11 protein-coding genes and 1 pseudogene are annotated in these 11,767 nt (G+C 71.9%); 2 read left to right on the forward strand and 10 right to left on the reverse strand.

Annotated elements, in window-relative coordinates:
• Positions 1-44 precede the first annotated feature (44 nt).
• The 9 genes from VFA06_RS01020 to hisI form a co-directional block, all read right to left on the reverse strand.
• Positions 45-1,007: a serine hydrolase gene (locus tag VFA06_RS01020; RefSeq protein ID WP_324838413.1), complete on the reverse strand. Its 963-nt coding sequence runs from the start codon at positions 1,005-1,007 to the stop codon at positions 45-47.
• A gap of 543 nt (positions 1,008-1,550) precedes the next feature.
• On the reverse strand, positions 1,551-2,219 hold the full coding sequence (locus tag VFA06_RS01025; protein WP_324838414.1) for a DoxX family protein: 669 nt from the start codon (positions 2,217-2,219) through the stop codon (positions 1,551-1,553).
• A gap of 90 nt (positions 2,220-2,309) precedes the next feature.
• Positions 2,310-3,143 (reverse strand): tryptophan synthase subunit alpha, encoded by an 834-nt coding sequence (gene trpA / locus VFA06_RS01030; protein WP_324838415.1) that lies wholly within the window; start codon positions 3,141-3,143, stop codon positions 2,310-2,312.
• Between the two features lie 6 nt (positions 3,144-3,149).
• Positions 3,150-4,415 (reverse strand): tryptophan synthase subunit beta, encoded by a 1,266-nt coding sequence (trpB, locus tag VFA06_RS01035; protein ID WP_324838416.1) that lies wholly within the window; start codon positions 4,413-4,415, stop codon positions 3,150-3,152.
• Positions 4,416-4,626: 211 nt separating this feature from the next.
• On the reverse strand, positions 4,627-5,451 hold the full coding sequence (gene trpC, locus VFA06_RS01040) for an indole-3-glycerol phosphate synthase TrpC (protein ID WP_349260003.1): 825 nt from the start codon (positions 5,449-5,451) through the stop codon (positions 4,627-4,629).
• A gap of 139 nt (positions 5,452-5,590) precedes the next feature.
• A complete protein-coding gene (locus VFA06_RS01045) occupies positions 5,591-5,944 on the reverse strand; it encodes a DUF6704 family protein (RefSeq protein WP_324838418.1) in 354 nt (117 codons plus the stop codon).
• A 116-nt stretch (positions 5,945-6,060) separates the two neighbouring features.
• Positions 6,061-6,744 carry a Trp biosynthesis-associated membrane protein gene (locus VFA06_RS01050; RefSeq protein ID WP_324838419.1) on the reverse strand — a complete coding sequence of 228 codons (684 nt, stop codon included), beginning with the start codon at positions 6,742-6,744 and terminating at the stop codon, positions 6,061-6,063.
• 84 nt (positions 6,745-6,828) lie between these two features.
• Entirely contained in the window at positions 6,829-8,367 is a 1,539-nt protein-coding gene (locus tag VFA06_RS01055) for an anthranilate synthase component I (RefSeq protein WP_324838420.1), read from the reverse strand.
• Positions 8,368-8,494: 127 nt separating this feature from the next.
• A complete protein-coding gene (gene hisI, locus VFA06_RS01060; protein WP_324838421.1) occupies positions 8,495-8,872 on the reverse strand; it encodes a phosphoribosyl-AMP cyclohydrolase in 378 nt (125 codons plus the stop codon).
• Positions 8,873-8,948: 76 nt separating this feature from the next.
• Here hisI and VFA06_RS01065 point away from each other — a divergent pair, with 76 nt between their 5' ends.
• Positions 8,949-10,241 carry a hypothetical protein gene (locus tag VFA06_RS01065; RefSeq protein WP_324838422.1) on the forward strand — a complete coding sequence of 431 codons (1,293 nt, stop codon included), beginning with the start codon at positions 8,949-8,951 and terminating at the stop codon, positions 10,239-10,241.
• On the forward strand, positions 10,238-11,482 hold the full coding sequence (locus tag VFA06_RS01070; RefSeq protein ID WP_324838423.1) for a hypothetical protein: 1,245 nt from the start codon (positions 10,238-10,240) through the stop codon (positions 11,480-11,482). Before VFA06_RS01065 ends, VFA06_RS01070 begins: the two co-directional genes overlap by 4 nt.
• A gap of 30 nt (positions 11,483-11,512) precedes the next feature.
• On the opposite strand, the pseudogene VFA06_RS01075 reads toward VFA06_RS01070, so the two are convergent.
• Positions 11,513-11,767: pseudogene (locus tag VFA06_RS01075) on the reverse strand (ABC transporter ATP-binding protein); the annotation flags it as partial.

Consider the following 11,767-nt stretch of genomic DNA (forward strand, 5'->3'; position numbering starts at 1 on the left):
CCGGGCCAAAAGCACGCGCGTGACACGTTCCGGTGGGCGGCCCTTCACCGCATCGGGTGATCGCTTCTGAGCACCGCGACGGCGCGCGCGGCCGCAGCGCCGATGGCGGCACTGATCGCGCCGTCATCCGCCCCGGGCCGCGAGCGCGTGAAGACGGCGGCGGCGTACCGGTGACCGTCGGGATAGGTAACGACGCCGATCTCGTTGCGCACGATGCCCATGAGGCTGCCGCTCTTGGCCGCGACGCGCACCGGTGGCCGGAACGCGCTCGCGAGGCGGTTCCTGGTCAGCTGCTTGGCCATCACGGCACGCACCCGCGCACAAGCCTCGGCGGGCCCGGCGGACCCGTCCCAGATCTGCCGCAGCAAGCTGACCATGTCGCGCGGCGAGGTGCGGGTTCCGCGAGCCGGATCGAAAGCGGCAGCAGTCGGCAGGATCGTGTCGGCCCGCGCTGACTCGTCGGCGGTAGCGGAGGCCGACCAAGCGATCAGGTCGTCCCAGTCGGCGCGGCCGAGGTCCTGGCCGATCGAGTCCAGCATCGTCATCAGGTCGGACTCGAGCGATGTGGCGGTCAGCCCGAGCCTCGCGGCGGTCGCGTTGACGGCGTCGAGTCCAAGGGCGCGAATGAGCGCGTCGGTACACGCGTTGTCGCTGATCGTCAGCATCAAGACGACCATGTCGCGCCAGGAAAGCGTGACATCGTCCTGGAAAAGCGAAAGCCCGACCGGCCCCGGCGTGCGCCCGGCGGCGGGAATCGTAACGGGTTCGCGCGGGTCGAGGCGCCCCTCGACGAACCAGGTCTCTGCGACGAGCGCGATCAGCACTTTGATGACGGAGGACGGGATCGCGGGTTCGTCGGCGCGCAGGCCGAACTCGGTGGGGATGGGGGTGGGGATGGCGGTGGCGGCGGTTTCAGTGCCCGTGTCGTAGGCCGCGTCGAGGGACTGCACGAGAAGCGCGCCCTGGCAGCCTGCCTGCTCGAAGATCGCCTGAATCTCGTCGTGCATGCACCCGATCATGTCAGCAACGTTGCGACCAAGGGCGAGGGGAAGCGCGTACGCGCAGCCGCCAGCACTGGCGAGGCGGCGAAGCGCGCCGGCGGCGTTCGGCCGCGGAGCGGCCCGCAGGCCAGCGCAGCGTTCAGCGCGGAGCGCGTGCGCGGCAGCGCTCTGGTTCGCGTAGCGGCCGAGCGCCAGCGAGGACGCGGAGCAGGGTGGGCGGGTGGGTCAAGATCAGCGCGCGGAGCTGCCGAGCGTCAGCGAGGCGGCGGAGCGCGCGTGAATATCAGGCCACCGAGACATGCCCGACCCGAACCCACACGCCGCTACCGCCGGGAGGAGCCGCCCTTGGCCGGAGTGGTGCGGCGCGGGGTCGGCACCGGAGCGACGGGCGGGAGCTCGGGCAGCAGCGCGGCAGCGCCCAGGTTCGCGTAGCGGCCGAGCGCCAGCGAGGACGCGGAGCAGAGTGGGCGCGTGGGCCAAGATCAGCGCGCGGAGCTGCCGAGCGTCAGCGAGGCGGCGGAGCGCGCGTGATTGCGAACCCACGCGGCGCTACCGGCGGGAGGAGCCGCCCTTGGCCGGAGTGGTGCGGCGCGGGGTCGGCACCGGAGCGACGGGCGGGAGCTCGGGCAACAGCGCGGCATCTGCGGAGAACTTGCTCTTGGGCTTCCAGATCAGCCACGCCGCCGGGACGAGGTACAGGATGTCGCGCAGGATGTCGAGCGTGTAGCGGGTCTTGCCCACCGCGACCTGGCCGCCGGCGCCGCCGCAGCCGCAGGTGATGTGGATGCCCCGCGCGCCGAGCGAGGCGATGCCGCCGATGTAGGTCAGCAGCAGCAACGCCGAGAGCACGGCCACCAGCCGGGTGCCCAGCCCCGCGATGGCGAGCAGGCCGAGGGCCAGCTCCACGTAGGGCTGGGCGTAGGCGAAGACGTTGACCAGGCCGCTGGGCAGGATCTGGAAGTTGCGCACCGAGGCCGCGTTGGCGTCCGAGGCGCCGAGCTTCGGCAGGCAGTAGAACAGCCACATCGCGCCCAGCAGCAGCCTCGCGACCAGCGAGATCCAGGGCAGCGCGGTGGCGAACGCGGACTGCGACTCGGTCCCGGCCCCGATCCCGGTCCCCGGTCCGGACGCGGCCTGCTTCGACTTCGACTTCACGCCGTTGCCGCCGGCCGCGCCGCCCTTGCCGTTGGTGGCCGCGGTGCCTCGTTCCGCCGTCATCGTGCTGCCCGTCCTATCCGGTCCTGTCGATCCGTTCGGCTTGCCTCTGCGCTGCGGCCGCCCGCTGGCCGTTCCGGCGGTGAGGTTACCTCAACGACCCCGGGATCGGACACCTTCAGCGAGCTGTTCGGCGAGTTCACGCAAGGCGGCGAGCCCCGCGGCCTCGTCCGGCGCGTCGAGCAGGCACCTGACGAACGCCGAGCCGACGATCACGCCGTCGGCGAACTGGGCGACCTCGGCCGCTTGCTTCGCGTTCGACACGCCGAGCCCGACGCAGACCGGCAGATCGGTGGCCGCCCTCGTGCGCTCCACGAGGTGCGCCGCCTCCGAGTTCACGGATGCGCGCGTGCCCGTGACGCCCATCAGCGAAGCCGCGTAGACGAAGCCCCGGCAGGTGCGCGTGGTCAGCGCGATGCGTTCGTCGGTGGAGGACTGCGCGACCAGGAACACGCGGTCCAGGTCGTGCGCGTCGGAGGCGGTGATCCAGGCTTCGGCTTCCTCCGGGATCAGGTCGGGCGTGATCAGGCCCGCGCCGCCGGCGTCGGCGAACTCCTTGGCGAACCGGTCCACGCCGTAGCGCTCGATCGGGTTCCAGTAGGTCATGACCAGCGTCGGCGCGCCGGTCTCGGCGACGCCCTCGACGGTGCGCAGGACGTCGACCGTGTTCGTGCCCGCTTCGAGTGCCCGCTCGACGGCGCGCTGGATGACCGGGCCGTCCATCTGCGGGTCGGAGTACGGCAGTCCGACCTCGACGATGTCGACCCCGCCCTCGATCATCGCGCGGCACGCGGCGATTCCGCCTTCGACGGACGGGAAGCCCGCGGGAAGGTAGCCGACGAGGACGGCGCGGTTTTCCGCCTTGGCTGCGGCGATGGCAGTGGCGAGCTTGGCAGGGGCGGGGGTTGTGCTGTTGTCGGTGGTCATGGTGGGTCAGGCCTCCGTCGTCTCGAAGCCAAAGTAGGCGGCGGCGGTGTGCATGTCCTTGTCGCCGCGGCCGGAGAGGTTGACCAGGATGACCGGTTCACGGCCGAGTTCGGCGCGCAGCCTCGGCGCGATGCGCAGCGCTCCGGCGACTGCGTGCGCTGATTCGATGGCCGGGATGATGCCCTCGGTGCGGCAGAGTAGTTTGAACGCCTGCATCGCCTCGTCGTCGGTGACCGGCTCGTAGACGGCGCGTCCGGTGTCGTGCAGCCAGGCGTGCTCGGGTCCGACAGCCGGGTAGTCGAGCCCGGCGGAGATGGAGTGGCTGGGCAGGGTCTGGCCGTACTCGTCCTGGAGGAGGTACGTGCGCGCGCCGTGCAGCACGCCGATCGCACCGCCGCTGATCGACGCGGCGTGCAGACCCGTTTCGACACCTGAGCCGCCGGCCTCGAAGCCGTAGAGGCGAACGCTCTCGTCCGGCACGAAGGCGTGGAAGGCGCCGATCGCGTTCGAGCCGCCGCCGACGCAGGCCGCGACCGCGTCGGGCAGTCCGCCGGTCAACGCGATGGTCTGCTCGCGGGCTTCGACGCCGAGGACACGCACGAAGTCGCGCACCATCGACGGGAAGGGGTGCGGACCGGCTGCGGTACCGAGCAGGTAGTGCGTGTGGTCGACGTTCGTTACCCAGTCGCGGATCGCCTCGTTGATGGCGTCCTTGAGGGTGCGCGAGCCAATGGCGACCGGGATGACCTCGGCTCCGAGCATGCGCATGCGGGCGACGTTGAGCGCCTGGCGCTGCGTGTCCTCCTCGCCCATGTAGATGACGCATTCGAGGTCGAGCAGGGCCGCTGCGGTGGCGGTGGCCACGCCGTGCTGCCCAGCGCCGGTCTCGGCGATGACGCGGCGCTTGCCCATGCGCTTGGTGAGCAGCGCCTGGCCGAGCACGTTGTTGATCTTGTGTGAGCCGGTGTGGTTGAGGTCCTCGCGCTTGAGCAGGATGCGGGCGCCCGCGTGCGCGGAGAGCCGCTTGGCGTCAGTGAGGAGGGAGGGCCGGTTGGCGTAAGTGCGCAGCAGCGTCGAGAACTCGGCGTGGAAAGCCGGGTCGTTCTTCGACTTCTGGTATGCCTCGGTCAGCTCGGCGAGCGCGGCCATGAGGGCTTCGGGCATGAAGCGTCCGCCGTGGCGGCCGTAGTGTCCCGCCTCGTCGGGCTGCGTCGAGGGATGGGCGTATGCGGCCGCGAAGAAGGCGTCGCTGAAGGTTGACGTGTCGGTCATCGGAAGACTCCGAGAAGAGGTGCGGGGCAAAGGCGAAGGCAAGGGGGACGGTGAACGTCCACGAGGGCGTGCTCGGCGGGGCGTGAAAGGGTGCCTCGCGAAATGGAGCGGTTACCGCCCGACCTGCCATCGGCGGCCCGCCGGGGCATGCCGCCACCACGGCCGCCGCCGGGCCGGTGCGATCGGTTTGGGGGCGCCGTACACGGTCAGCTCACTGCCGTCCGCGCCGCATCGCCGGGTGCGCGCCGGCCGCGACCAGGTCGGCCACCGCGTCGCGCGGGTTCTTGCCGGTCACCAGGGACTCGCCGACCAGGACCGCGTCCGCGCCGCAGTTGGCGTAGGCGATCAGGTCGTGCGGGCCGCGCACGCCCGATTCGGCGATGCGCACCACGCTGTCCGGGATCAGCGGGGCGAGGCGGGAGAAGGTGGTGCGGTCGACCTCGAGGGTGCGCAGGTCGCGCGCGTTGACGCCGATGATGCGCGCCCCGGCGTCCACGGCCCGGGCGACCTCCTCCTCGTCGTGCACCTCGACCAGGGGGGTGAGGCCGATGGACTCGGCCCGTTCGATCAGCGAGACCAGCGCGTCCTGCTCCAGCGCGGCCACGATCAGCAGCACGAGGTCGGCGCCGTGCGCGCGGGCCTCCCACAGCTGGTAGCTGGTGACGATGAAGTCCTTGCGCAGCACCGGGACGTCCACCCGGGCGCGCACCTCCTTGAGGTCCTGCAGCGAGCCGCCGAACCGGCGCCGCTCGGTCAGGACGCTGATGACGCTGGCGCCGCCCTGCTCATAGTCCCCGGCCAGGGAAGCGGGGTCGGCGATCGCGGCCAGCGCGCCCTTGGACGGGCTCGAGCGCTTCACCTCGGCGATCACCGCGACCCCGTCGCCGCGCAGGGCCCGCACGCCGTCCTTGGCGGAGGGCTGGGCCAGCGCCTTGGCCTTGACGTCGTCCAGAGGGGTCTGGGCTTGACGCTCGGCCAGGTCGGCGCGCACGCCCTCGATGATCTCGTCGAGCACGTTCCGATTCGGTGTCGCCACCGCCACGTACCGTCCCCTCTGCCAGGGCGCCACACGGCGCCGTCTTGCCCAGCCATGCTATCGGCAACGCGGCGGTGCTCGGCGCCAAGCCGCGATGCGGGCGCGGGCGGCCGCGGCCGCCCCGGCCGGACAGAGCGGGTCAGGCGGACGCGCGCTCGGCCGCCGCCTCGGCCTTCAGCTGGCCCCAGACGTCCGGCACGCCGAAGCCGGTGGCGTTCAGCACGACGACCGCGATGAGCGCGAGGAACTGGAAGACGCCGCAGACGATCACGGCGGGCACCATCGCGAACGGGAACAGCAGCCCGCCGACCAAGAAACCGACGAAGGACAGGGCCGCGGCGACCCAGCGCGCGACGGAGTGGCCGTGGTCGGCGTGGTCCACGGTGTTGCCCGCGAAGTGGTTGCCCGCCGCGGACGAGCCGAGGGCGGCCATGCCGAGGCTGGCGGCCTTGGCGATCGTGGACGGGCCCTTGTGCTCGGTGGTCTCGGTCATGGCTGGACTGACTCCTCGAAGACTGTCGCTGTGGTTCGAATGACGCACTGCGCGAGGCAGCGGCGCGCTACCCCACCCGGTCGTCGCGTTCCATTGTCTCTGACGCGGCGCGGTGCTCAGACCGTGGGGTCGGCGCCGCGGTTGATCGAGTCCCACAGCTCGCGCGCGGTGGGTTCGGCGTCCTCGTCAGGCGGCTGCGCGCCGGCTGCCGCCGCGCTCGTGGCTGGGCCGGCTGCTGGGCCGGCGGCCTTGGGGGCGACCTCGTAGCGGTTCGACAGGCCCGTCCACGTCCTGCCGCGCACGAGCGTGAACGCCCCGGAGACGGCGACCAGCACGCCGCCGAGGATGGTGATGTAGGGCCAAGCGGTGTTCGTCACCTCGCTCAGCTGCGCGCCGCTCGCCCCAAGGGTCTGGTCGGCGACCCTGGCCAGCTGGGTGCTGTCGAGGTGGCCGAGGTTGGTGGCCACGGCCGCGACGGTGCCCAGCCCGGCGCCGAGCAGGACGAGACCGACCAGGTAGCGGCCGAGGCGGCGCACCGCGAACAGCGCGACGGCTCCGGCCAGCCCGACCAGGCCGAGCGCGTACGGCAGCGAGGTGATGGTGCTGCCGCTGGCGTGTACGGACAGGCGGACCGGCGAGGTGATCGTGGCGTTGGCCCAGCCGCGTCCGTCCGAGGCCAGGATGAGCCCCGCGCCGGCGGCGGCCAGCAGCGCGGCGGTGACCTTCGCGCGGGTGGCGGAACGGGCCGGGCGCGTCTCGGTCGATGGCGCAGCCCCTGTCACGCTGCCTGTCGCGGTCATGGGGACATCTTCGCAAACGGGGCGGACGGGACGCGGACCGGGGCCCGGATCGCCGGCCGGGGGCGGCTGGCGGCCGACGCCTTGTTACAGGGGCTTTAGGGTGTCGGCGGCGGCGATGGCGCGGAGCACGGCCATCGCCTTGTTGTGGCACTCGACGTCCTCCGCCGCCGGGTTGGAGTCGGCGACGATGCCTGCTCCGGCCTGGACGTACGCGATGCCGTCACGCAGCAGCGCGGTGCGGATCGCGATGGCGGTGTCGGCGTTTCCGGCGAAGTCCAGGTAGCCGACGCAGCCGCCGTACAGGCCGCGCCGGGTCGGTTCGAGCTCGTCGATGATCTGCATCGCGCGCGGCTTCGGAGCCCCGGAGAGGGTGCCGGCCGGGAACGCGGCCAGCAGCACGTCCAGCGCGGTGCGGCCCTTAGCGACCCGGCCGACGACGGTGGAGACGATGTGCATCACGTGGCTGTAGCGCTCGACCGACATGAAGTCGACGACCTCGACGCTCCCCGGGGCGCTGATCCGGCCCAGGTCGTTGCGGCCCAGGTCGACGAGCATCAGGTGCTCGGCGCGTTCCTTCGGGTCGGCGAGCAGCTCGGCGGCCAGCGCCGCGTCCTTCTCCTGGGTGGCGCCGCGCGGCCGGGTGCCGGCGATCGGGTGCAGCATCGCCTCGCCGTTGTCCACCTTGATCAGGGCCTCGGGCGAGGAGCCGACGACGTCGAAGCCGCTGCTCGCCCCGGCCGCCGGGAAGCGCAGCAGATACATGTAAGGGCTCGGATTCGTCGCGCGCAGCACCCGGTAGACGTCCAGGGCGCTGGCCCGGGTCGGGGCCTCGAACCGCTGGGAGAGCACGATCTGGAACGCCTCCCCCGCGCGGATCTCCTCCTTGGCGGCCTCCACGGCGGCGCGGTAGTCCTCGCTGGTGCGGTTGCCCGCGAACACCGGGGTCGCCGTCGGCGAGTTGGCCGGGGCGAGGGTGGCGGGCCGCTGGTCCAGCGGCCGGGCGAGGTCGGCGGTCATCGTGTCGAGCCGGGCGATCGCGCGCTGATATGCGCCGTCCGCGCCGTCCGGGGTGCCGTTGTGGTTGATGGCGTTGGCGATCAGCGTCACCGAGCCGTCGCTGTGGTCGAGCACGGCCAGGTCGCTGGCCAGCAGCATGGTCAGCTCGGGCAGCCCTAGGTCGTCCTTGGCGTGGTCGCCGATGCGCTCGAGGCGGCGGACCGTGTCGTAGCCGAGGTAGCCGACGAAGCCGCCGGTGAGCGGGGGCAGGTCGGCGCGGCTGGAGTCGGCGGGGGTGCGCAGCGCGTCGAGGGCGGCGGCCAGCACGTCGAGCGGCGCGCCCTCGGCGGGGATGCCGACCGGCGGCTCGCCGATCCAGTGCGCGGCGCCGTCCAGTTCGGTCAGAGCGAGCTCGCTGCGCACGCCGATGAAGGAGTAGCGGGACCACACGCCCTGCTCCGCGGATTCGAGCAGGAACGTGCCGGCGCGTTCGTTCGCGAGCTTGCGGTAGAGGCCGATCGGGGTCTCTCCGTCGGCCAGGTAGCGCCGGGTCACCGGGATGACGCGGCGCTCGGCCGCCAGCTCCCGGAAGGCGTCGAGATCCGGGATCGTCTCTCCAGTGGTCATGCGGCCCATCCTGTCATCAGTGGCGAGCGTCTACGGCGTCGAAATCAGGCAGTGGCGGTACGGGTCGGTGGTGATGCGGGTCGGTGAAGGTTTCACGCGGCAGGGCGCGGCGCGGCAGCGCGACCGGTCAGATCAGCGCCCGGCCGTCGAAGCAGGTGCGCGTGCCGGTGTGGCAGGCCGGGCCGGTCTGGTCGACCGCGACCAGGATCGTGTCGCCGTCGCAGTCCAGCGCGACGGACACGACCCGCTGCACGTTGCCCGAGGTCTCGCCCTTGACCCAGAACTCCTTGCGGGAGCGCGACCAGTAGGTGGCGCGGCCGGTGGTCAGCGTGCGGTGCAGCGCCTCGTCGTTCATCCAGGCCAGCATGAGCACTTCGCCGGTGTCGTGCTGCTGCGCGATGGCCGGGACCAGGCCGTCGGGGTTGCGCTTGAGCCGGGCGGCGATCTCGGGGTCGAGCGCGGAGGCTGGGCCTTCGGCGCCCGACACGGAGGGTTCGTCGATCATGGCGCCATTCTCTCGCGGCCGATACGGTTTCCGGGACACCGAACCCAGGGCGATCGAGACGAGAGCAGTTCGAGCCGTGCCGGAACTAGTTGGCGACGAACAGTCCACGGAAGCCGCGCCGAGCTCGCAGATGCGGCAGCGGCCGGCGTCCGCGGACCACTTCACCTCCGCGGACGACGCCACACACGTGCCGATAGCGCGGTTCTCCGGGGACGGCCCGCTGGAGGCGACGGCGGCGCGGGCGTGGTGGGGTCCGGCGTTCCGGGCGGCGCTCGCGGCCTGGGTGGTCGCGCACATCGTCATCATCGCGATCCAGGACCTCGGGCAGCGGGCGACCCCGCATTTCGCGGCGCAGATGCCGGGCCGGCCGGAGCTGCACCACCTGTTCAACCAGCTCTACACCTGGGACACCGCCTGGTACCTGGGCATCGCCCAGACCGGCTATTCCGGCGTGGCCAACGACGGGGTGCGTTTCTGGCCGCTGCTGCCGCTCACGACGCGCGCGGTCTCCGCAGTGGGCATTCCGGCGGCGACGGCGATCCTGCTGGTCTGCTGGGTCGGCGCGCTGCTGTTCGGCATGCTGATGTACCGGCTGATGCTGACGGTCGGCGGGGACGCGGTGGCGGCCCGGCGCGCGGCCTGGCTCAGCCAGCTCGCGCCCGGCGCGTTCGTGCTGGTCATGGGGTACACCGAGGCACTGTCCGGACTGCTGGCCGCGGCTTACCTCATCGCGATCAGGCAGTCGGCGACAAGCCGGCGCACCTGGCTCTGGCACGCGGCCGGGTTCGTCGCCGGGCTCGGTTCCGGACTGGTGCGCCCGACCGGGATGCTGCTGGCCGCGCCCGGCGCGATCGAGGCGATCCGGCAGCGGCGCGACCCGGTCGGCCAGCTGGCCGCCAGGGTGCTGGTCGCGCTCTCGCCGCTGATGGGCCTCGGCCTGTTCCTGCTGTGGAGCCACAACGTCTACGGCAATTGGACGCTGCCCTACTCGATTCAGAAGCTTGAGGGGCTGCGCGGAACGTACGCGGGCAATCCGTTCGAATCGGCGCTGGACTCGCTGAACCAGGTCGGGAACGGCGCCGGCGCCTTCACGCTCGTCCTGGTCGTCGCGGCGGTCGGGTTGTTGTGGGGCTGCGTGCGCAGGCTGCCGGTCTCGTACACGGTCTGGGCCGCGCTCAGCGTCTTCGCCGCGATCACGGCGCCGCACTTCTCCTCCTTCGCCCGCTACTCGGCCGGTATTCTGCCGCTGCTGCTGGTCGGCGCGATGCTGACGCGGGACTGGCGGCGGTGGGGTTGGGTGGTCGGGAGCTCGACGGCGTTGTGCGCCTACTTCGCGTACCAGTCGTTCATCGGCATCTACATTCCTTGACCGGTGACACCGCGGTGACCCCGGACGCGGCGCGACTCGATCGCGCCGCGGACCGCAGAGCGCGGCGGGCGGTCGGCCGGTGGCGATCCGGTTGGCTGTGGGACGGGCTCCGGGCGACACTGCCGGCCTGGATCGCGGCGCGAGCGCTGGTGTGCGCGGTGTCGTGGCATACCGATCCGGCGCATCCGCTGGGCGCGCTGCTGAGTTGGGACACGCGCTGGTACCTCGGCATCGCAGAGCACGGGTATGACCGTGCCGGTGGCCTGATTCACTTCTTCCCGCTCACTTCGCTGGACGCGGCGGGATTGGCGGCGGTGAGCAGGCTGCCGACCAGCGTCGCGCTGTTCGTGTTCTGCTGGGCGATGGCGCTGCTGTTCGGCGCGCTGGTGCATCGCGTCGTGGTGCGGGAGATCGGCGATCGCGGGGCGGCTCGGCGCGCGGCGTGGCTGAGCCAGCTCGCGCCAGGCGGCTACGCGCTGGTCATGGGGTACACGGAGCCGCTGGCTGGGGTGCTCGCGGTGGGCTACTTCCTGCTGGTACGGAGCATCGGCGGCGGATCAGGGCCCGGATCGAGCTCTCCGTCGCACCCTGAGTCAAGCGTCGGGCAGCGACGCGCGCGGCACTTCTGGCTCGCGCTGGGTCTCGGATTCCTCGGCGGAATGGCGCGGCCGGTCGGTTTGCTCCTCGCGATTCCAGGGGCGATCGAGGGACTGCGCTCGGCGCGGCGCGAAGGCTGGCGCTGGAAGGCCGTGGCGAACGCTGCGGCCGTCGCCGCGGCGCCGGTGGCCGGATTGGCGACCTTCCTCGCCTATTCGCGGGTGCGGTACGGCGGCTGGCTGTTGCCGTACACACAGCAGACCTCGAAGCTCGGCCGCGGCGCGATCATGGGCAACCCGATCAGCATTCTGCATCACGTCTGGGTGCACAACTGGCGGGGACACGGGCACGGCGCGGCGGTCATGGCTTGCGTGCTCATCCTCGGTTTCGCCGCGCTGCTGCCGGTGGTGTGGCGGCGGCTGCCGGTCTCATACGCGGCGTGGACGATTCCGTCCTTCGTCCTGGCGATCGGTTCGAAGGACTTCACGTCGCTGCCGCGCTACCTCGGCGCGCTGTTCCCGTGCCTGGTCGCGGCAGCACTGATCACACGTCGCCGATGGCAGTGGGCTGCGATGCTCACGGTCAACTGCGGCTTGCTCCTGTGGGCGACGTACTACGTCTTCTCCTTCTACATCGTGCCCTGATCGGCTAGCCGCACGGCCGGCCGGGCCGCTTCAGGCGGCCTGTGCTTGGCGCGCCCACGAAGCGTGCAACCGCGCGTAGACCCCGTCCTGTGCGACCAGCTCGCGATGCGACCCGCGCTCGACCAGTTCTCCCGCGTCGAAGACCAGCACCTCGTCCGCGGCCTGGGCGGTGGAGAGCCGGTGTGCGATGGCCACGGTCGTGCGGCCGCGGGTCAGCTCGTCGAGCGCGCGCTGGATGCGCAGCTCGGTGGCCGGGTCCACGGCCGAGGTCGCCTCGTCGAGCAG

The organism is Actinocrinis sp. (assembly GCF_035653575.1).
Lineage (GTDB): Bacteria > Actinomycetota > Actinomycetes > Streptomycetales > Catenulisporaceae > Actinocrinis.

Coding starts and splice junctions, on each gene's coding strand:
- VFA06_RS01020 (WP_324838413.1), bottom strand. CDS start 1,007: ATGCACGACGAGATTCAGGCGATCTTCGAGCAGGCAGGCTGCCAGGGC.
- VFA06_RS01025 (WP_324838414.1), bottom strand. CDS start 2,219: ATGACGGCGGAACGAGGCACCGCGGCCACCAACGGCAAGGGCGGCGCG.
- trpA (WP_324838415.1), bottom strand. CDS start 3,143: ATGACCACCGACAACAGCACAACCCCCGCCCCTGCCAAGCTCGCCACT.
- trpB (WP_324838416.1), bottom strand. CDS start 4,415: ATGACCGACACGTCAACCTTCAGCGACGCCTTCTTCGCGGCCGCATAC.
- VFA06_RS01045 (WP_324838418.1), bottom strand. CDS start 5,944: ATGACCGAGACCACCGAGCACAAGGGCCCGTCCACGATCGCCAAGGCC.
- VFA06_RS01050 (WP_324838419.1), bottom strand. CDS start 6,744: ATGACCGCGACAGGCAGCGTGACAGGGGCTGCGCCATCGACCGAGACG.
- VFA06_RS01055 (WP_324838420.1), bottom strand. CDS start 8,367: ATGACCACTGGAGAGACGATCCCGGATCTCGACGCCTTCCGGGAGCTG.
- hisI (WP_324838421.1), bottom strand. CDS start 8,872: ATGATCGACGAACCCTCCGTGTCGGGCGCCGAAGGCCCAGCCTCCGCG.